Origin of the sequence: Cupriavidus sp. D39, from assembly GCF_026627925.1 — a bacterium.
Taxonomy (GTDB): domain Bacteria; phylum Pseudomonadota; class Gammaproteobacteria; order Burkholderiales; family Burkholderiaceae; genus Cupriavidus; species Cupriavidus ulmosensis.
On record NZ_JAPNLE010000006.1, the window covers coordinates 180799 to 199699 of the forward strand.

Here is an 18901-nt window from a genome sequence, read left to right on the forward strand (position 1 = left end):
GAACCAGTAGAACCCGTAAGGCGGCAGCGTCAGCAGGTAGGTGAGCTGGCCGATCGCGGGGAAGGGGTGGCGCCCATCATTTCCACCGGCACGCGGCCGGCAAAGGCGGACAGGTCGAGTTCCACGGCCTGCGGCGCCCGCGCCAGGTTGGCCACGCACAGGATGTGCTCGCCTTCGAACTCGCGCAGGTAGGCAAGGATCTTGCGGTTGCCCGGAAACAGGAAGCGCAGCGTGCCCCGCCCGAAGGCGCGGTGCTGGCGGCGCAGCGCCAGCATGCGGCGCATCCAGTTGAGCATCGAATGCGGGTCGCGGGCCTGTGCCTCCACGTTGACGGCGTCATAGCCGTAGAGCGGGCCTTGCAGCGGCGGCAGCACCAGGCGCTCGGGGTCGGCGTGGGAGAAGCCGCCGTTGCGGTCGGGCGACCATTGCATGGGCGTGCGCACGCCGTCGCGGTCGCCCAGGTGGATGTTGTCGCCCATGCCGATCTCGTCGCCGTAATAGATCACCGGCGTGCCCGGCATCGAGAACAGCAGGCTGTTCATCAGCTCAATGCGGCGGCGGTCGCGTTCCATCAACGGCGCCAGGCGGCGCCGGATCCCGAGATTGATGCGGGCGCGGCGATCGGAGGCGTAGACCTCCCACAGGTAGTCGCGCTCGGCGCTGGTGACCATCTCCAGCGTCAGTTCGTCGTGGTTGCGCAGGAAGATCGCCCACTGGCAGTTGGGCGGGATCTCCGGCGTCTGCCGCATGATGTCGGTGATGGGAAAGCGATCCTCCCGGGCGATGGCCATGTACATGCGCGGCATCAGCGGGAAGTGGAACGACATATGGCACTCGTCGCCCAGCTCGGCGGTGCCCTCGTTGCTCAACTCGCCGGCGTTACTCATGGCGGGGACCGCGGGGTGCGCCTGCCCCGTGAGCACCGGCGAGATCGGCGACGTGGACTCGGCCGGTGCGCCCGGGCCGCCGAAGTACTGCTGGGCATCCTCGGGCCACATATTCGCCTCGGCCAGCAGCAGGCGGCCGCTGTATTCGGCATCCAGGTGCGCGCGGATCTGCTTGATGACCGCGTGGGTCTCGGGCAGGTTCTCGTTGCTGGTGCCCTCGCGCTCGACCAGGTAGGGCACCGCGTCCAGCCGCAGGCCGTCCACGCCGATATCGAGCCAGAAGCGCATCACCGACATTACCTCGCGCAGCACCTGCGGGTTATCGAAGTTCAGGTCAGGCTGGTGCGAGTAGAAGCGGTGCCAGAAGTAGGCGCCGGCCACCGGGTCCCAGCTCCAGTTGGATTTCTCCGTGTCGCAGAAGATGATGCGCGTGCCGGCGTAGGTCTGGTCGCTGTCGGACCACACGTAGTAATTGCGGGCCGCCGAGCCCGGCTTGGCGCGGCGCGCGCGCTGGAACCACGGGTGCTGGTCGGAGGTGTGGTTGATGACCAGCTCGGTGATCACGCGCAGGCTGCGCGCGTGCGCCGCGGCGACAAAGCGGCGCGCCTCGCTCATGGTGCCGTAGTCGGGGTGGACGTTGCGGTAGTCGGCGATGTCGTAGCCGTCGTCGCGGCGCGGCGAGGGATAGAACGGTAGCAGCCAGACGGTGTCCACGCCCAGGTTGACGAGGTAGTCGAGCTTGGCGGACAGGCCGGCAAAATCGCCCACGCCGTCGCCGTTGGCGTCGTAGAAGGACTTGATGTGCAACTGGTAGATGACCGCGTCCTTGTACCAGAGGGGGTCGGCATTGAGCAATGCGGCGCTTGCCGGCTCGGTCAGACGTTTCATGCTGGCTCCTCGCGCAGCGGCTGCACTCGCCACACGGCGAAGGGCAGGGCGTGCGGGTCCAGCCGGATACGCTGGTGCTTGCCCCGCCAGGCAAAGCGGGATCCGTGCATCAGGTCTTCGGCGTGCAGCGCGCCGTGATCGGGCAAGCCCCATTCCCACAGCGGCAGCTCGATGGCCGACTCGCGCGCCGCGCGCGGGTCCAGGCTGATGGCCGCCAGCAGCACGTCGTCGCCAAAGCGGGTGGCACGTTCGCTGCTGCCCACGGCGCCGGTCGCGCGCGGGACGAAGCGGGCGAAGTACAGCACCGCGTCGTCGCTGGCGTGGAAGAAGCGCAGGCCAAGGTGGTTCTGCAGGGCGGGGTGGCTGGCGCGGATGGCGTTCAGGCGAGTGATCTCGGCAACGATGTTGCCGGGCTGCTGCCAGTCCCAGGCGCGCAGCTGGTATTTCTCGGAATCTTGATACTCTTCCTTGGGCACGCCGTCCTTCATCACCGGCGTGCCTTCGCACAGCTCAAAGCCGCTGTACATGCCCCACAGCCCGGACAGCAGCGCGGCCAGCGCGGCACGGATCAGGAAGCCGGGCCGCCCGCTGTCGTGCAGGAAATAGGGATTGATGTCCGGCGTGTTGACGAAGAAATGCGGGCGATAGAACTCGCGCAACGGGCTTTGCGTCAGCTCCGTCATGTATTCCGTCAGTTCGCGCTTGTGGTTGCGCCAGGTGAAGTACGTATACGACTGGTTGAAGCCCAGCTTGGCCAGGCGCGCCATCATCTTGGGCCGCGTGAACGCCTCGGCCAGGAACAGCACATCGGGAAAGCACGAGCGCACGTCGGCAATCATCCATTCCCAGAACGGCAGCGGCTTGGTGTGCGGGTTGTCCACGCGGAAGATGCGCACGCCTTGCTCCGCCCAGAACATCACCACGTCGCGCAGCGCCGTCCACAGCGCGGCGTCGGCCGGCGGGGCGCAGTAGTAATCGACGTTGACGATGTCCTCGTACTTCTTGGGCGGATTCTCCGCGTAGCGCAGCGAGCCATCCGGCCGGTGCGCGAACCACTCCGGGTGCTCGCGCAGCCAGGGATGGTCTGGCGAACACTGGATGGCGAAGTCCAGCGCCAGCTCCAGGCCCTCGGCGGCGGCGGCGTCGCGCAGGCGGCGGAAATCATCGAAGCTGCCTAGCTCAGGATGGATGGCATCATGGCCGCCTTCGTCCGAGCCGATGGCGTACGGGCTGCCAGGGTCGCCCGGGTTGGCCCGCAAGCTGTTGTTGCGCCCCTTGCGATGGGTAAGGCCGATAGGATGGATCGGCGTGAGATACAGCACGTCGAAGCCCATGGCGCGAATCGCCGGCAGCCGCGCGATCACGTCGTCGAAGGTACCGTGGCGCTGGGTGTCGCCGCTTTGCGAACGCGGGAACAGCTCGTACCAGCTCGCGTAGCGCCCGGCCAGCCTGTCGGCCTCCACCGGCAGCGCCACCGGGTGACGGGTGCCAAACGGGCGCGGGTCGGCCGCCTGCATGGCGGCGCGGGTCCGCGGGGAGAGCAGCAGCTCCAGCCGGTGCACGTCGCCGTCGGGATTGCCCCGGGTGGCTTCCAGTTGGCTGGCGATGGCGCGCACATCGGCATCCGCTGCCGCCGTGCCGCTCGCTGCCGCCACCAGGCGCGCGCCTTCCTCGATCTCCAGCGTGACATCCACGCCCGCCTGCTTCTTTTGGTGACCTCGTCGCACCAGCTGGCAAAGGTGTCGCGCCAGGCTTCCACCGTGAAGGTGTGGCGGCCCAAGGCGCGCAGCGGAAAGCTGCCGCTCCAGCGGTCGTTGACGCCGGGTGTCAGCGGCGACTGCTGCCATTCCTGCTCGCCCGGGCCGCGCCACAGCAGGACGGCGGCCAGCTTGTCGTGGCCATCCATCCAGATGTCCGCTTCCACCTCCACCCGTTCGCCGGCCACGCGGCGTACCGCGAAGCGCCCCGCATCGCAGGCAGGGGTGATGTTCTCGATGGCGATGCGGGGCGCCTGCAAGGCCGCGGCTACGCTTTTTCCAGCGCGGCGCGCACGGCCGCCGCGATGCGCTTGCCATTGCGCCGCGCGGGCGCGGCCTGCGCGGCGCTGGGTATCGGGTGGTAGAGCTGGATGCCGGCTGGCGCCAGCGCAATGGTTGCCATCGCATCCAGCACGGCACCGGCCGGGTCGGCGCCACCTGGGCCGCCCTCGGCCTGCACCAGCGCGCCGGCGCCGTGGGGCAAGGCGGCCAGGATGCGGTCCGCCCCCAGCGATGCCGCCTCGCGCGCATCGGGGTTGATCACGATAGCCAGCGCCGCGGGCTCCTCGCCCGGGGCGCCGGCCGTGCGGGCCAGCACGGTCAAAGGCGCGTTGCCGCCGCTTACCAGCCGCAAAGCGCGGGCCGGTGCGGTGCCACGCGCGGCCAGCCAGGCATTGGCGTGGGTTACCTCATGGGACAGGTCGTAGGGCGGCGTGCTCTCGCCGTCGCCGCCGGCCTCGAAGCCGGCCGGCACCAGCATGCCGTCGCCGATGGCGGCCGCGGCCCATAGCGCGCGGCGCGCGGCCAGCACGTCGGTGCCTGCGCCGTCCAGCGCCGGCGCAGCCAGCACCTTGCCAAGGGGCGCAGGCGCGCGATCTCCTCGGTGAGCCAGGCGCTGCGGTAGTCCCACCACGGCAGCGAGCAGAAGGCGCCGTCGAACCCGCCTTCGCGCAGGTCATCGAGCTGCGTGGGGCCCAGGCCCGGGGTCCACGCCAGGAAGGCCACGCTGCGCCCGGGCGCGGCACGGCGGGCGCCGGCAATCAATGCCGCCCAGTGGCGTCCGGCCACGCGGGCCGGCGCGCGGCAGACAAAGCCGGCAATGCCGGCGGCGACAGGGGTGCGCAGCCGGTCTTCCCACCACGGCACCAGCGCCGATGCGGTATGCGGATCGTGCCAGCGCAGGCGCACGCCCGGCAAGTGGTTGTCGGTGTCGCGCAGATCCGCGGCCAGGCCGGCGGGCTCGCGCCAGCCGGGATCCAGGCCGGCGCTGCCTTCGGGATAGCGGTCCAGGGCAAGCTCCAGCAGGCACGACAGGCCGTGCGCGCCGCAGGCTGCCACGGCCTGCGCCAGCGCCGCGCCCTGCGCGTGCAGGACCGGCCAGCCTGCCAGCAGGACATGGTCGAAGCCAAGCGCCGCGGCGCGGGCCAGCGCATCGGCAACGGGGGCGCCGTCAAGCTGGGTGGGAGACAGGTCTATCTGGCAGATTCGCACGTCTTGTTCCCGCCTGTTGCCGTCAGGCTGGAGTGACTGCGGGCAGCCCGTCGCCAAGCGGGCGTGCCGGGCGGCGCTGGGACTGCCGGCGCGGGACATTTTCCGGAAGGGCGGGCAAGGCGCCAGGGGCGGGCATGGCACCGGCGGGGAGTTCAGCCAGTTGCGCGGTCGAGCAGGTGGCCGGACCGCCGTCCAGCCGGGCGGCATGCTGGACGACGATGGGTGTCCGCCGAGGGGCCAGCGTGCTGTAGATATCCAGGTAGCCGCGGGCCGGTTCATCCCAGCCACAGGGCATCCGCATGCCCGCCGACTGCAACCCGTGCCAGGGCGTGGCGTGCCCGAACCAATGCAGTGCCCTATGCAGGGCGGCGGTCATGTCCTCAGCGGTTTCGCCCTCGAAGCTGAAGCCGGTCGAGCCCGGTGTTGGCGCTGCCAGGTCGTCGCCGGCATCGCGCACGGTATCGATCATGCCGCCCACGCGCGATACCACGGGCACGGTGCCGTAGCGCATGGCATAGACGGGGGTCAGGCCGAACGGTTCGAAGCGGCTGCCATGCAGCAGGATGTCGGCGCCGGCGTGGAGCAAGTGCGCGCATTCCTCGCGATAGCCAATGGCCACGCCGACGCGCGCCGGATGGCGCTCGGCCAACTCGCGGTAGCCCTGCTCCAGGCGCGGGTCGCCGCAGCCGAGGATGGCGAACTGAACGTTGGGGCGCGCCGCCAGCACGGCCTCGATCGCGTTCAGCGCCACATCGGCCATCTTCTGGTGCGTCAGGCGGCTGCCCTGCGCCACCAAGGGTGCGAACGGGTCCGCTGGCAGGCCGAGACGTTGCTGCAGCGCCGCCTTGCAGGCGCGCTTGCCGGCGAGCGCGTCGACGCGGTAGGTCTGGGGCAACAGCGCGTCGGTGGCGGGGTCCCAGGCGTGTGTGTCCACGCCATTGGGTATCGCGCTCAATACGTCGCGCCGTGACTGCAGCAGGCCGTCCAGCCCGTGGCCGAAACGGGGCGTAAGGATTTCGCCCGCATAGGCGCGGCTGACCGTGGTGACGCGGTTGGCGTAGCGGATGCCGGCTTTCAGGAAGTTGAGCTGACCCCAGAATTCCATGCCGTCCGGGCCGAGGCAATCATCGGGAAGGCCGAGCAGGGGCGCCATTGCCAGCGGGCACAGACCCTGGAATGCCAGGTTGTGGATGGTCAGTATGCTAGGCACCGTCACGCCGGCGCGCTGCATCAACAGCGGCGTCAGCGCGGCGTGCCAGTCGTGCGCGTGGACCACGTCCGGGATCGGCAGCGCGGTGCGGCCTGCGGCGACGGCGGCGGCCGCGTGGCTAAGTGTGGCGAAACGCAGCGGGTTGTCGACGAAGTCGCGGCCGGCGCCGTCCATATAAATCGAGCCGCCGCGATCGTAGAGCGCGGCGCAGTCGAGCAGTACCACCTTGACGCTGCTGCCGGGCAGCCGGCCGCTCAGCAGGCGCGTAGCGCCGTGGCCGGCGGGCAGGTCCAGCGGAAGTCGCAATCCACCGAGGTTGCGCAGGTCCTGCGCGCGGGCGATGGCGTCCGGGTAGCCGGGCATCAGGATGGTGATGTCGCAGCCCCGCGCTTGCAGCGCGCGTGCCAGGCCGCTGACCACATCGCCCAGTCCGCCGGTTTTAGCCAGCGGGATCGCCTCTGCGGCGACGAATAGCATGCTCGGGATCAAGATGGAACTCCTTCGATGTCAGTTGGAATATCCCCCGGTGATGAAAAGTGATGGCCTGGTGACGCATCACTGGCACGGCCCCGCACGTCACCGCGGCGCTGCCGCAGGCCCCTGCGCCTCTGGTGCTACGCGAAGCGCGTGCCAGGCGCGGCGCGAGGGCCTGAGGGAAACGGGTAGCGCCGGGCGCGGTAGGCCGTGTAAAAACTATAGTGGGGCGGCGGCAGTTCTGGCAGAAACGCGCACGCGCGCTGCGCAGCGGGTTGCATTTGCGGCGGGCGGGTGCGCAAAGAGAGACAGCAGCGGAATCGTGACCGCGCTGCCGTCCATGGGCGAGCACATTATCCTGGTCACGCTGGTACGCTTCGCCGGCGACAAGCGGCTGGCAGCGCACTCCCTGGGCATCAGCCTCAAGACGAGGTCATCGTACTTTTTGTCCAGAAGCTGGCGGTCGGTGGCTGGAAAGCCTGGCGCAGCAAGGGTTAGTCGTTGCTGACTAACTGTGATATATCACGAAACACAAGCCTTTGAATTACATAGCCTTTTCGATTCAATCCGCCAGAATTCGCACAAAAAATACAATGACCCCCATTCAGGCGCAACTGCAGAAGGCGCTCGACGATGTGGCGGAGATTTTCATCAAGGTGATGCGCAAATTCGAGCCCATCGCCAAGAGTCGGCTGCAGCAATATCAGCTCGCGCATGCCGACGCGCTGGAAGGCCTGGTCAGCCAGTTCCGCGACGTGCTGCAGGTTCTGCAGGACGACGGCATTGCTGACATCTTCCGTCTCCAGAAAGTGCGAGAGTTCTCAGGACAAGGCGATCCTGGTGGCGCTGGCCCGGATGCAGGGCTATCGAAACTCGCACCGCGAGTATCTGCAAACGTCTTTTTAAGCCTGACCGTATCAATCTGCAGCAAAAGGACGATTACCCCGAAACGCGTTGAAGGGATAGAAACGGCGGTTGAAGCGGAAGGTGAATTCGTTGAGATAGGCTTGTAGGTGCTGCGGGCTGACACCGTGATGAATACCGCGCAGCCAAGACTTGAGATTGGAGAACACAAGGTGAATGATCGGCAGGAAGGGGTTTCGACCACTTGCATGTCACCGCGCTGCGCGATGGCGATATGGCCATAGCCGCGCTCGCCCAGCTTGGCATAACCACTCCAGTCGTCGGTGATGATGGTGCAACGGTACGCTCGATGAATCCGCCCAGCGACCGGGCACTTCGGTCAGGAACCAGAGCGAGCCGAACTCGTCCGGCATACCGTCCGCTCTTGCGTTTGTCGCGGCTGCCGACAAGCTTGCGTTGCCGAACCTCGACAGCGCCGGCCACAAGAACCATGTCGTGCACGCCCCTGCCTTTGCCGCGAGTACGCCCACCGACGTAGGCCTCATCGGCCTCGACGTGTTCCTCAGGCTTGCCACCGATCCGATCCTGGTCGGGGCGCACCATGCCGGCGCGCAACTTGTGGAGTATCTGGAAGGCGGTCTCGTAACGCGACAGGCCGAGTTGGCGCTGGAACTGAACGGCCGACATGCCAAGCGTCTGACTGGCGTTGGCCCAGGAGGCCATGAACAACGTCGTGAAGCACGCGGTGGCAACCGAGATCAGAGTGACATTGCAACGCGACGCCAACGACATCCTGTTGACGATACAGGACAACGGCATCGGCTTTGAACAGCTTCCCCTGTCAGCCGACGATGCATCTTTCTCCGGGCTGGGCCTGATCGGAATGCAAGAACGAGTCGAAACGAACGGTGGGACTTTCTCGCTTTCTCGCTCCAGTCAAGCGAGTCCAGCGGTACCCGCGTCTCGGCAACGTGGAGAACATGATCCGCCACGAGAAACGGCAACGTACCCGCGTCGACCTGTCGTCCGGGCACGCGCCTACTACCAGTACACACAGTACTGCTGTTGCTACCGGGACTGGGTGGCGACGCTCATGCGGTCTTGCGCAAGCAGTCTTTGAGCTAAAGTTCAGATATTGCGCGGCCTGCTTATTGGATCGGCTCAGCAACCAGCTTCAGGACGCTGCGCTCCCTGGCCGTAAGAGATCGAAAAATATCGTGCCAGCCTGATACATGAATACGGATTAAGGCTACGCTGAAGAAGCCGCCGTTTTCGTCGACGGCCTGCTGCTGAATTTCGGAATGAGAGATCAGCGACGCGATTGGTTCGATTTTCTTGCCCCGAAGGGCCTTGTAAGCGGGTCTCCCGACCCACTTTGGCCGCTCATGGACGCACCTGTGCCATGAGCCGCTCGCGGCTCATGTAGATGTTGCTCAACGCCAGTGCTGTGAAGGCGCGCGTGGCGTTCTTCGCCAGGCCGCGATAGCGCACCTTGACGAAACCCCATAGCCGCTTGACCACCGCAAAGACGTGCTCGACCCGCGCACGTATCTTCGACTTGTTGCGGTTCTTCGAGCGTCTGGCGTCATCGACTTCAACACTGCGCCTGCGCACACGCTGGTTGGTAAAGTCCTTCGCGTGCGGTGCCTTGCTGGCAATGAGTTCCTTCTGGCTCGCATAGGCGCTGTCGCCGTACACACGCCGCTCGGCGCCGTGCAGCAGAGCCGGCAGCGGATGCTTGTCATGCACGTTCGCAGCCGTCACTACCGCGCTGTGTGCCAGTCCCGTCTGGCTATCCACGCCGATGTGCAGCTTCATGCCGAAGTACCACTGCTGGCCTTTCCTCGTCTGATGCATTTCGGGGTCTCGCGCCTTGTCCGCATTCTTCGTGGAACTGGGCGCCCCGATGATGGTGGCATCCACGATCGTGCCGGTGCCAACCTTCAGCCCCCGCCCTTGCAGTACTTCGCCGACCTTGGCGAACAACTGCTCGCCGAGCTTGTTGCGCTCCAGCAGCCGGCGAAACTTCAACAGCGTCGTGCCATCGGGAACGCGCTCGCGCCCCAGGTCAATCCCAACGAATCGCCGCAATGCAGTGCTGTCCAGCAGCGCCTCCTCGCACGCTTCATCCGCCAGGTTGAACCAGTGCTGCACAAAGTGCATGCGCAGCATGCGCTCCAGACCAACTGGCGGGCGACCGCCTTGACCCTTCGGATAGTGCGGCTCGACAACCTCGCACAACTGCGTCCACGGCACGATCTGCTCCATCGTCTCAAGGAACACATCACGTTTGGTTGGCCGACGGTACTGTTCGAATCCGACGCCTTGATCGGCCGCCATCGCAAGGGTCTGTTGTTTCATCCGCATTTAACGATTCACCGCCCAACGGCGTTGACCTTTTTCAGCGTTGCCTTAAACGTGGCTCACCACAATACCGACCCCAAGCCGTTCATCTGGACCAAGAGCGCGCATGACATCTTGCAGAAGGTCATCCGCGCCAATAGTCGCTTAAGCTCCAAACAGAACGAAACACTGCACTAGTTGTCGCCTCATTCATGCAGCCAAACGCTGATTTTTAGCGCCTGGGTTGACGCTGCTGGAAACGGCGCCAAAGCGGGGGCTGAGATCAGTCCTACCTAAAGGGGATAATGAGCCAGCCCGCCGGTTTGGCGACGCGTCCTCGTTCCCGAGCGCTTGACGCTCGCGCACTTGCACAGTGTCATCCAGGTAGTCATGGGCTGGACGGACGAACATCTACACCAGTTCACGATCCGAGGCAGGCGTTATGGCGAAGCCCATGAGGGCGTCCTGCAATATTCCACGGTGGCAAACGAGCTGACGCTGGCCGCGTTTAGTCTGCGAGAGCGCGAAGGCTTCGTCTATGTGTACGACTTCAACGCGTGGTGGCGACACGATATACGCGTCGAGCGGCGTAGGCTGCGGCAGCGTCCTGGCCAGCTGCCACTTTGTGTGGCGGGTTGCGGGCCTTGACCGCCAGAGGACATCGGCTGGGATCGAGAGGTATCTGGAGGCCTGGGACGAACGCAGTGAGTACGAGTTCCTCGAATGGCTCGAGTCGCCGCGCGAGGGCCCAATCGTGCTGGACCATTTGCGCGACGAGGTCGACCAATGGCTGGTTTGGCTGGATCGGCACTTCGACCGTCGGACCGCCAATGATCGCTTGCAACAGATCCTGGCATAGACTGGCTGCCCGGACATGCGTGGGAGGCCGCTATGCGGATCAGTTTGCAAGTCGTAGTGAATACTGGCATGGCCCCGCTGTCGGGGCGTGCGCTCCGCTACTCCACATAACAGAGTACTCAACCTTAAATCCAGATGAGTTGGTATGGAGTCACGTTAAGCGCAACGGTGTCGCGCGGCGCCCTTTGCAAAAAGGCGAACATGAGGTCGTTTTTTGTAAGGGACACCCGCGCTGTCGGCGGGCGTCGAGAATGGCTTGAGCAGTCCGTCTAGGGCCTTGGGCGGAAACTATTATCCGCTGCGAGATCCGCGTTCAGCACCGCAAGGCCTTGTTCTTTGGCGCGTTTGAGGAAGCCGCCGGCGAGCGACGGGTTTTCAAGTTGAGCGGCGACGCCGGCGTCGACGAATCGGCTCATTTCCTTGTGGAATGCCTTTGCCGTGGCCGGGTCGGTCAGCTCGATCAACTTGGCCTGCAGCTTCTCCTTGAAGTCGTCTTCGGACCAGCCGTAGTCGACCAGCTTCTGTCCGATCAACTCTATATCCAGGGCGATTTGCCGATCCGTCAGAAATTTGATGTCCCAGATGTCGCGTGCCTTGAGGAACGGGCGCGCGCCAAGGGCTACCAGCTTGTCCGCAAGGATCTCCTTTGGGGTCTCGGCCGCAATGATCAGCTGGCGGTGAGGTGCCGGCAGATGAGGGTAGTTGGCCGCGACGGACACCAGGTCAACATCGTGTGCCGGAACGCTGGCCACCTCAATGTTGATGACCTGGTTCTGCGGAACGCTCGGGTCGACCTGGGGCACCTGGACCTTGGCACTCCAGCGGGCGACATGAACACCCCCAGCCGGCTCCTTGGCCTTGGGGGCCTTGATGTCGACCTGGAGGCCGTAGGCGTCGCCGATTTCCCGTCGCAGCAGATCGGCGAACGGCACCATGGCATCGGGCTTGAAGGCGTCGCCGGCGGCGAAGTCGAGATCCTCGGAGTAACGGGTTCCCTGGTAGCAGAGCCGCAACGCGGTGCCGCCTTGGAACGTGAGCTGCGCGGCCGCGCCGCTCTGTGTGAGCGCGTAGAGGATCTCATAGTGCAGGATTTCCTTTACGATGGTGTTGGCGGGGACCTTGCGTTCGTTTGCGTATTTGCCCGCGAGGGCCAGAAGGTCAGTTCGAGTTCGAAGTTGCATTGACGTATTCCATGTTCATGACTAGGTCCAGATTGCGGCCGACTCGCTTGAGGTCTCGCAGCGCGCGAGACGGTGTGGCCACGTAAAGTTCGCGTCGGCTGTCGAACACCATTTCGTCCCGCAGTTTGTCTGGAGTCTGGCTTGTGTGTACGAACTCTAACGTCCCGTAGGGCGTCTTGAAGGTCTGGCTGCGGCCTGTGGTCATCAGGGTGAGCCGCGAGGGGATTTGGGAGATCCAGCCGGCCTCAGACAGCGCAGACTCCAGGCTGAGATAACTGAAGTCCCACGGCCGCATAAAGGGCACTAGGGCGCTTAGCAAGTTCTGGGGGAGGGAGCGCGCACGTGGGTTCACATAGAGCCCGCGGGCAATGCGCTCGATGAGCCCGGCTTGCTGGTGTCTGGCTAAGGCTTTCAGCATGGTGCGGCTGTCCTCCGGAAACAGCAGGCTTAGGGTGCTCGACGAAAACGCCCAAATGCCTGCTTTGTCCCAGCGATCCATTGCGGCGATCAAGTCACGAACTAACATTTTGCTCTACAGAAAGTGAACCTTAAAGGGCAGTATATGTTGAGAAGCTAGCCGTGACAATGAATGGTTGACGGAAAGTCGACAAAAACGGGCCCTTGCCGTTAAGCGACGCCAGGCGTACCGGGCATGCCTGGCGTACCTCCGACTATGGGTTGCTCTGGTCCGGTTCGGGGCCCCCTTGTATTCCGTGCACAGAGTGACGGTGGGCAGGCCTTGGATTGATGCGGGTCTCGGCGGTGTGCAGCGCATCAATCACTGCATATTCAAATACTTGCTGTTCGCTTCCGAATCGGCCGGAAACCCGCGTCTTTGCGTGCTCGACGCAAGTTCTCCGCGTGCAAAATCAGTCCAATAAACATGCGGGTTTCCGGCGGGTCAGGCAACGAACAGAAATCCTAAACTATTCAAGCGCTTACGGTCTGAGTCCAGGGCCAGAGCATCAAATTCTCGGCCGTGGCGTGAGTTGGAGTAACTCGAATAGTCAGGATTCCAACCCGCGATCTTGCGACGTGCGGCCAGGCTGCGCTTTTTCTTGCCGGATTCGGGCCGCATGCGCAGCAAATTCAAGGTGATGCGGCGCAAGGTGGCGAAATTGGCCGTTGCATTGCGCAAGCGCACGGTGCTGGCGTCCTCGCGGAAGATCACGTCCAGGCAATGATGCAAGCCGTTCCCGATGGCCCAGTGCATGCGGCTCGCCTCAAGTAAGAGCTTGGCATCAGGTGCGGCGGAACTGATCAGGTACTGCGTCTGCACGCTCACTTGGCCGCCGATGTCGCGCGTGCGCTCAATGCGCACCAAGCTCTTGAGCTTGGGCCAGCGATCCAGTTCGCTGAGATAGTCCGGCGCCGCTACTGCGACGCTTTCAAGGCGGCGAGGTTCGGTGCCAAAGCGGCCGTCCAGAGGTATGCAAACGGCGCGGTTCAGGGTAGAGAGAGGTGCCCGTGATGACTCGCTCCAGGTCAAGCCGGTTGATCAGGCGTCGCCGTTTGGTGGACGGCGATGGCGGGGTTGGTGGCAGACCGGAAGCCGCCCGTAGCACGGCCTCATGCAGTGCCGAGATAGCATTGGAACCACTGGGCCGCCAGCCGCGCGACCGCCTCAAGTGTGCCGCGCTCCTCGAACAAGTGGGTGGCGCCGGGCACAATCACCAGTTCCTTACGGCATGTGAGGAGGGCAAAAGCCGACTCGTTCCGTTCGATGACGCCTGGATCGAGCCCGCCAATAATCAACAGGGTGGGCGCAAGCAACTTTGCAAGGGCCTCGGGCCCGGCCAAATCGACTCTGCCGCCTCGCGAAACGACAGCCTGGATCGGAATTGGAGACCTGCTCGCGGCATGGATCGCCGCAGCCGCGCCAATGCTGGCGCCGAAGTAGCCCAACGGCAGCAGTATGGCCTGCTGCTGCACCCAGGTTGTCGTCTGCGCCAGCCGCGTAGCCAGAAGCTCGACATCGAATCGGGTGGCCTGCACGCGGTCTTCTTCCGGCAAGAGCAGGTCCATCAGCAGCGTGCCGATGCCGCTTCGATTGAGTTCGGCGGCCACGTACCTGTTGCGCGGGCTATGCCGGGAACTGCCGCTGCCGTGGGCGAACAATACCAGGGAGCCTGCACCCGGCGGCAGCGTGAGTATGCCCTGCAGTTCCACGCCCCCGCCGGGAGCACAACTTCCCTTGCATCTGAACCAATCGCCATGCCGCTACCTTCCATCAGATGGCGCTTCAACCTTCGTCGCCTTGGGATCGCCGCCATCCCCATCCCTTTTCACCTCACTATAGGGCGGGCGATGGTTAGTGTGTCCTGCTGAGGAGCAGGAACACTGATATGCAGTTCCACCACGTCTACATCGGCCACCGGATGATCATCGCCCACCTGCTGGCCCCCCAAATGCGGGCGAATTTGAACGAGCGTGCGAGATCCGGATGCACCCGAAGCGCGACATCCAGCACAGTGTTGGCGCTTTGGTGTAGACGCGCACGATGCCCAGGGCACTGAAGAGGAACGTGCCAATCTCGGCCAGTCCATGCCCGCTGGTGGTGGAGGTTGCGAGTGCCGGAAAGCGTACCCCGAGCAGGTCTTCGAGCACGGCCGCGTCGTCCGGGTCGGCGAGATCGGTCTTGTTCGCCAGCAGCAGCATGGAGAGGTGAATGCCGAAAGGGTCGGCTGGCTCCATGTCTGCCCTCGCCGCAACCCTATTTGCCTTCTGCCCTGTATCGGCCGCCAGCGCCGGGCCGCCGCGCCCGGATTGGATCGGGTCCATGCCAGGCGGCAATGGCGGTGTCGCTGTGCTAACCTCAACGGGGGGCTGACGCAGGGCGCCCGACCCGGCGCACCTCCATCGACTGCGAGAAGCGATCATGAGTCGTTTGCTGCTAAGCAATATCGAACCCGGCACCTCGGACGAGGAAATCCGGGTCTTCCTGGAAAAGTACGGGTTCCCCCGTTCGACAACCTCGAACACGAGGAGGGTGATGGTTCGCAACCGGCCGTGCTGCTGACCTACGGCAACCTTGATCCCATGGTACTGACCAAGCTGCAGGAGCGCATCCATCATATGTATTGGAAGCAGCGCGAATTGACCGCGTCGATCCTGCATGACCGCTTTGCGTGAGGGGAGGACACCCCGGGAATGGCGCACACCCGCGGCCATAATCGATGGCTGGCGCATTCTGCAGACCACTGACTGCTGAAAGCGCCCTTAGCCAGCATCGAATCCCCGGCAAACGCAGAAGCGGTGAAGCTTGATGAAATCGATCCGCAAGCCGTTTCGCTTGGATATAAGCACGACACAACGACGGTCAATAAGACCAAATTTTCCCAAGACGAGGTAAGTCAGAAGTGCAGCAACTGCCAATGTTTACAGCTATGCGTGGGGACCCTGCCCCATCTTCGGTGGTAAGCGCAGGCCGCGGCAAATGGTTGGTGCAACTCTGATGTGAAAAGGTCTGAGAAGCCTAAGACGCGTCTCCCTTTGAGCGCGCGATCCCACATGACAGGAGACAGCAATGAAAAAGCTAGCCTTCCTCGCCGTCCTTTCGTTAACGGCCGTTGCGGCTTGGGCCCAGGGCGGTCGATACGGTTCCCCTCCAACACCAGGGACTGACACTGGCAGGCGTGCAGAGCCGGCTGTGCAGGCCGCCAGCGGTGCTTCCGGCGAGAATGCCAAAAAGGACAAGAGCGAAGCGCACGGCAAGGTTAACCGCAGTATGGGGCATGTCGGCGGCCAAGGCGCTTCCGCCGCGGCAACGCAAAACCACCCTGCGTCGACGCCCAAGAGCCAGCCCTGAGTTGGTCCTGAGCTAAGGTCGAAAGCTTACGGGGGAAATTTTACGCGTGCAGATTTAGCAAGCTGCGGCGGTTGGACCTCCTTATGCGTGGACAGCTCGCCCCCTGGTATGGCATTTGCGTCGAACTTCTTTGAGCCCGCCGGCCTCTGTCAGCGCCGCGGACATCGCATCTGCCATGCCCATGCCGGATGACTGCGGGCACCATGGCGTCTCCACAAGCGGGCGGGTAAGGCGCCGAGCACCCGGGCCGCTCATTTCATTCGCGACGAGATCCGAAGTCGTGCGCCGGGGCAAGCATGGCGTGCGCTCGGCCAAGCAGGACCATAGCGATCGGCTTGTCGGAAGCGCGCCGCGCCGAGAAGGCGGTCAGCACCAAGGGTGCGGCCGGCCGGTCCGAAACGGCCCGCAATGCGGTCGGTGGCCGAGGCGATCAGCGAGGAGGCGGACGATGAACAAGCTCCGAGCTGATCACCTGTCGAGAAGGGCATGCGTCTATATACGGGCCGGCGCTGGACGACCAGATCTAGACCATCCTGCGCGCCGCCATTGAGGCGCGCGGCGTCTCGCTGTCGCACTCGGGCTGGTTGGGTGACGGACCGCGTTTTCGCGTCGAACACGCCATATCGAGGCTAGCTGGAACACCAGCAACTTTGACCTGCATGCAGAAGTGAACTACAATTATGTAACTACAGAAATGGGGGTTACAATTTTGTATTCTTGGGATCACAATAAGGCCGCGACCAACCTGGCCAAACACGGGGTGAGCTTCGAAGTTGCGCAGCTCGTGTTCGAGGATCCCTACCATCTTAGCCATCAGGATCGGATCCAGAACGAAAGAGCGCTGGCAGACGCTCGGCATGGTCGAAGGTGTGGTGGTGCTGCTGGTGGCCCACACCTGGTCACAGGACGATAGCGGAGAGGAGCACATCCGCATCATATCGGCGCGACGCGCCACCAAGTTGGAAAGGAAAATCTATGAGCAAGGTGCCTGAAAAAGTTCGCAAGGAGCTCGCCGCGTTGGCTGCAAAGCCCGAGGCCGAGATCGACCTCTCCGACATGCCGGAGACGACCTCCGCGCAGTGGCTGGACGCGGAGCGGGGCAAGTTCTATCGCCCGATCAAGCAGCAGCTCACGGTTCGGCTCGACTCCGACATCCTGGCCTGGCTGAAGGGGCAGGGCGATGGCTACCAGACCCGCATGAATGCCATCCTGCGTGCTGAGATGATCAAGAGCGGCCGGCGGTGATGGCTCTGACGCAGGCCCAGATCGACGTCGCCGTCCGCGGCGACGCGATCCTGAAGCAGATCCAGCTGGCGCGGCCGGACGTGGACCGCGAGCTGCTCCTGATGCAGGCCCGTGTGGCCGCCGGGGTCTCCCCGACCCAGACGCTGCTCGACGTTTTGGAGGAGTACCGACAGTTGGTCATCCGAGCAGAACCGCTCCCCTGGGAGTAAAACGCGAGACGTCAGAGGTGACGCCAAGCCACCAGCAAGGTACCAGCGCTCATCCAGTAGATCCATCCGAGCCGCGCGTTGGCCTTCTCAATGCCGGCCCGCAGTTGGCGGAGAGCGCACCAACGCGGGGCAGACGACCGGATCGCTGCCGAGAGGCCAATGATGCACCTACAATGCGCGCATGGCTTCCAATCGTGGGCCGGCGATCTCCGTCCTTCAACTTCGAATTGCTCTGCGCGGTCTGAGCCCGCCGGTTTGGCGACGCGTCCACGTTCCCGAGCACTTGACGCTCGGACAATTGCACAATGTCATCCAGGTAGTCATGGGCTGGGCCGACGAACATCTGCACACGTTCAGCATTCGTGGCAGGAGAGCGCGCCAAAGCGGGGGCTGTGGTCAGCCGTCTCTCAAGAGAATAATGAGCCACCTACAATGTGCTCATGTCCTTCGTCCTCAACCGGCGATCTCCGTCCTCCAGTTGCGAATTAGCCTACCGGGCTTGAGCCCACCGGTTTGGCGGCGGATCAAGGCTGGGACGGCCGACGCCATGCCCGACTGGCTGCAGCGGGCGATCCACGCCGGGCAGAGCGTGGAGCATTTCCGCGTCGGTCGGACCGAGTGATTGCGGATGGCTACCGCAAGCCCGTCCACGATCCGATTACTGCCATACTCGTCCAAGTGGTCAGTGCATAGCGCTGCAGATCCAGCAAGTAGTCGCCAAGGCCGAGCAGAAGACGGGACGGACGAAGTGACTATTTATGTGTTGCATACGGTACATTATGCGACTGGCAGCCGCCCGGGAGTGGGAACGGCCGGAGAACCTGTCTCTTAAGGACGCCGCGCTTTATGCGGGACGTTCGGACCGCGCCATCAACCAGGACCGCCAGGCGGGTCGCCTCTATGCCCTCGTGCTGCCGGGGCGCGAGCGAGGGTTTCGCTATCCGTCGTGGCAGTTCCACGTCGATTCCGAGCGGCTGGCCGCTGTGCTTGCACCATTTGTGGCTGCCGGCGCGAGCAGTTGGGTTATCCATAATTTTCTGCATCGCCCGCAAGAAGGCCTGGAGGGACGCACGCCGGCAGATTGGATCGCCGATGCAGCGGCCCCGATAGACGCCGTTGTGCGGCTCGTCGACGCGCGGTACCGCGACGAGCAGGGCGCCGCATGACCTTTAGCGCAGAAGATTTGGGGTGTCCGCTGCCGCCGGCCGACCTGGCCGACCGTCGGCTTACCACAAAGATGCTCGATCTCGAGAGGATAGCGCTCTGGCGGATCCATCGCGCGCACCTGAACCCTATTTTCTACAACCGCCGCGCGCCGGGCGTGACCCATTACCGGTTCGATGCGGCCGGCGGCGAGTTCGGCGTCCTTTATGCAGCTCCCAGCTTTTCCGCGTGTATGGCCGAAGCGGTCATTCGGGAGCGCTTCCAAGGACAGCACCTGCCGCTACTGCTCGATGCAGCATGAACTGAGCAGCCGATGCATTTGCCGGCTGGCCGTGGCCGATCGTCGACCTTTAGTGCTCGCTGAGCTTACCGGTCCGCTGACTACCCTTGGCATGGACGCTCGCGTGTTTTCGGTCACTGATTACCTTGGCCCGAACCTGTGGAGTTCGGCGTTGCATGCGGCATTTCCCCGGATCGACGGCTTGTATTTTCAGTCCCGCCTGGCGGGGAGCCTAGCGTCGC

23 protein-coding genes and 5 pseudogenes are annotated in these 18901 nt (G+C 64.2%); 16 read left to right on the top strand and 12 right to left on the bottom strand.

Annotated elements, in window-relative coordinates; all coding sequences use genetic code 11:
• Nucleotides 1-29: 29 nt before the first annotated feature.
• From OMK73_RS04960 to glgA, 5 genes and pseudogenes are all read right to left on the bottom strand, one after another.
• Nucleotides 30-1775, bottom strand: coding sequence for an alpha-amylase family glycosyl hydrolase (locus OMK73_RS04960; RefSeq protein WP_267601027.1), 1746 nt, complete (start codon nucleotides 1773-1775; stop codon nucleotides 30-32).
• Nucleotides 1772-3798 (bottom strand): annotated as a pseudogene (locus OMK73_RS38100) (alpha-1,4-glucan--maltose-1-phosphate maltosyltransferase); the annotation flags it as partial. The gene OMK73_RS04960 and the pseudogene OMK73_RS38100, both read right to left, overlap by 4 nt.
• A gap of 2 nt (nucleotides 3799-3800) precedes the next feature.
• Complete coding sequence (locus OMK73_RS38110) at nucleotides 3801-4292, bottom strand: hypothetical protein (RefSeq protein ID WP_324291659.1); 492 nt, start codon at nucleotides 4290-4292, stop codon at nucleotides 3801-3803.
• Nucleotides 4217-5023: a hypothetical protein gene (locus OMK73_RS38115; protein WP_324291660.1), complete on the bottom strand. Its 807-nt coding sequence runs from the start codon at nucleotides 5021-5023 to the stop codon at nucleotides 4217-4219. The genes OMK73_RS38110 and OMK73_RS38115 overlap by 76 nt, the downstream gene beginning before the upstream one ends.
• A gap of 22 nt (nucleotides 5024-5045) precedes the next feature.
• Nucleotides 5046-6722, bottom strand: coding sequence for a glycogen synthase GlgA (glgA, locus tag OMK73_RS04970; RefSeq protein WP_267601028.1), 1677 nt, complete (start codon nucleotides 6720-6722; stop codon nucleotides 5046-5048).
• Nucleotides 6723-7029: 307 nt separating this feature from the next.
• Here glgA and OMK73_RS04975 point away from each other — a divergent pair, with 307 nt between their 5' ends.
• Nucleotides 7030-7215, top strand: a complete 186-nt coding sequence (locus OMK73_RS04975) for a hypothetical protein (RefSeq protein WP_267601029.1) — start codon at nucleotides 7030-7032, stop codon at nucleotides 7213-7215.
• Nucleotides 7216-7309: 94 nt separating this feature from the next.
• Nucleotides 7310-7555: pseudogene (locus tag OMK73_RS38805) on the top strand (hypothetical protein); the annotation flags it as partial.
• Nucleotides 7556-7627: 72 nt separating this feature from the next.
• Here the strand turns inward: OMK73_RS38805 and OMK73_RS04985 are convergent.
• Nucleotides 7628-8282, bottom strand: a pseudogene (locus OMK73_RS04985) (IS1595 family transposase); the annotation flags it as partial.
• A gap of 10 nt (nucleotides 8283-8292) precedes the next feature.
• Here OMK73_RS04985 and OMK73_RS04990 point away from each other — a divergent pair.
• Nucleotides 8293-8691, top strand: coding sequence for a sensor histidine kinase (locus tag OMK73_RS04990; protein ID WP_267601030.1), 399 nt, complete (start codon nucleotides 8293-8295; stop codon nucleotides 8689-8691).
• A gap of 263 nt (nucleotides 8692-8954) precedes the next feature.
• Here OMK73_RS04990 and OMK73_RS04995 read toward each other — a convergent pair whose 3' ends face one another.
• On the bottom strand, nucleotides 8955-9932 hold the full coding sequence (locus tag OMK73_RS04995) for an IS5 family transposase (RefSeq protein ID WP_267601031.1): 978 nt from the start codon (nucleotides 9930-9932) through the stop codon (nucleotides 8955-8957).
• A 348-nt stretch (nucleotides 9933-10280) separates the two neighbouring features.
• Between OMK73_RS04995 and OMK73_RS38810 the strand changes: the two genes are divergently transcribed.
• The gene (locus tag OMK73_RS38810) at nucleotides 10281-10562 is read left to right on the top strand and encodes an IS1096 element passenger TnpR family protein (protein WP_420715475.1); all 282 of its coding nucleotides are present in this window, start codon (nucleotides 10281-10283) and stop codon (nucleotides 10560-10562) included.
• On the top strand, nucleotides 10453-10773 hold the full coding sequence (locus tag OMK73_RS05000) for a hypothetical protein (protein WP_267601032.1): 321 nt from the start codon (nucleotides 10453-10455) through the stop codon (nucleotides 10771-10773). Before OMK73_RS38810 ends, OMK73_RS05000 begins: the two co-directional genes overlap by 110 nt.
• A gap of 268 nt (nucleotides 10774-11041) precedes the next feature.
• Here OMK73_RS05000 and OMK73_RS05005 read toward each other — a convergent pair whose 3' ends face one another.
• The 5 genes from OMK73_RS05005 to OMK73_RS05025 all read right to left on the bottom strand — a co-directional run bounded on the left by OMK73_RS05005 (nucleotide 11042) and on the right by OMK73_RS05025 (nucleotide 14423).
• Nucleotides 11042-11953 carry a nucleotidyl transferase AbiEii/AbiGii toxin family protein gene (locus OMK73_RS05005; protein WP_267601033.1) on the bottom strand — a complete coding sequence of 304 codons (912 nt, stop codon included), beginning with the start codon at nucleotides 11951-11953 and terminating at the stop codon, nucleotides 11042-11044.
• Nucleotides 11931-12479 carry a type IV toxin-antitoxin system AbiEi family antitoxin gene (abiEi, locus tag OMK73_RS05010; protein ID WP_267601034.1) on the bottom strand — a complete coding sequence of 183 codons (549 nt, stop codon included), beginning with the start codon at nucleotides 12477-12479 and terminating at the stop codon, nucleotides 11931-11933. Before abiEi ends, OMK73_RS05005 begins: the two co-directional genes overlap by 23 nt.
• Before the next feature lie 375 nt (nucleotides 12480-12854).
• Nucleotides 12855-13442 carry an ISAs1 family transposase gene (locus OMK73_RS05015; RefSeq protein ID WP_267601035.1) on the bottom strand — a complete coding sequence of 196 codons (588 nt, stop codon included), beginning with the start codon at nucleotides 13440-13442 and terminating at the stop codon, nucleotides 12855-12857.
• Nucleotides 13443-13522: 80 nt separating this feature from the next.
• Entirely contained in the window at nucleotides 13523-14122 is a 600-nt protein-coding gene (locus tag OMK73_RS05020) for a dienelactone hydrolase family protein (RefSeq protein WP_267601036.1), read from the bottom strand.
• A 193-nt stretch (nucleotides 14123-14315) separates the two neighbouring features.
• The gene (locus OMK73_RS05025) at nucleotides 14316-14423 is read right to left on the bottom strand and encodes a TGS domain-containing protein (RefSeq protein WP_267601037.1); all 108 of its coding nucleotides are present in this window, start codon (nucleotides 14421-14423) and stop codon (nucleotides 14316-14318) included.
• Between the two features lie 539 nt (nucleotides 14424-14962).
• Here OMK73_RS05025 and OMK73_RS38815 point away from each other — a divergent pair.
• The 11 genes and pseudogenes from OMK73_RS38815 (at nucleotide 14963) to OMK73_RS05070 (ending at nucleotide 18680) form a co-directional block, all read left to right on the top strand.
• On the top strand, nucleotides 14963-15085 hold the full coding sequence (locus OMK73_RS38815; RefSeq protein WP_267601038.1) for a hypothetical protein: 123 nt from the start codon (nucleotides 14963-14965) through the stop codon (nucleotides 15083-15085).
• A gap of 123 nt (nucleotides 15086-15208) precedes the next feature.
• The gene (locus OMK73_RS05035) at nucleotides 15209-15373 is read left to right on the top strand and encodes a high-potential iron-sulfur protein (RefSeq protein ID WP_267601039.1); all 165 of its coding nucleotides are present in this window, start codon (nucleotides 15209-15211) and stop codon (nucleotides 15371-15373) included.
• 106 nt (nucleotides 15374-15479) lie between these two features.
• A complete protein-coding gene (locus OMK73_RS05040; RefSeq protein WP_267601040.1) occupies nucleotides 15480-15761 on the top strand; it encodes a hypothetical protein in 282 nt (93 codons plus the stop codon).
• Between the two features lie 694 nt (nucleotides 15762-16455).
• Nucleotides 16456-16674: a BrnT family toxin gene (locus OMK73_RS05045; RefSeq protein ID WP_420715476.1), complete on the top strand. Its 219-nt coding sequence runs from the start codon at nucleotides 16456-16458 to the stop codon at nucleotides 16672-16674.
• Nucleotides 16619-16753 (top strand): hypothetical protein, encoded by a 135-nt coding sequence (locus tag OMK73_RS38820; RefSeq protein ID WP_420715460.1) that lies wholly within the window; start codon nucleotides 16619-16621, stop codon nucleotides 16751-16753. Before OMK73_RS05045 ends, OMK73_RS38820 begins: the two co-directional genes overlap by 56 nt.
• Nucleotides 16737-17006 carry a BrnA antitoxin family protein gene (locus OMK73_RS05050; protein WP_267601041.1) on the top strand — a complete coding sequence of 90 codons (270 nt, stop codon included), beginning with the start codon at nucleotides 16737-16739 and terminating at the stop codon, nucleotides 17004-17006. Before OMK73_RS38820 ends, OMK73_RS05050 begins: the two co-directional genes overlap by 17 nt.
• Nucleotides 17006-17215, top strand: coding sequence for a hypothetical protein (locus OMK73_RS05055; protein ID WP_267601042.1), 210 nt, complete (start codon nucleotides 17006-17008; stop codon nucleotides 17213-17215). The genes OMK73_RS05050 and OMK73_RS05055 overlap by 1 nt, the downstream gene beginning before the upstream one ends.
• A gap of 181 nt (nucleotides 17216-17396) precedes the next feature.
• A pseudogene (locus tag OMK73_RS38825) lies at nucleotides 17397-17537 on the top strand (IS1096 element passenger TnpR family protein); the annotation flags it as partial.
• Nucleotides 17538-17731: 194 nt separating this feature from the next.
• Nucleotides 17732-17837: pseudogene (locus OMK73_RS38830) on the top strand (histidine biosynthesis protein); the annotation flags it as partial.
• Between the two features lie 157 nt (nucleotides 17838-17994).
• The gene (locus OMK73_RS05065) at nucleotides 17995-18381 is read left to right on the top strand and encodes an integrase (RefSeq protein WP_267601044.1); all 387 of its coding nucleotides are present in this window, start codon (nucleotides 17995-17997) and stop codon (nucleotides 18379-18381) included.
• A complete protein-coding gene (locus OMK73_RS05070; RefSeq protein WP_267601045.1) occupies nucleotides 18378-18680 on the top strand; it encodes an RES domain-containing protein in 303 nt (100 codons plus the stop codon). Before OMK73_RS05065 ends, OMK73_RS05070 begins: the two co-directional genes overlap by 4 nt.
• Nucleotides 18681-18901 lie beyond the last annotated feature (221 nt).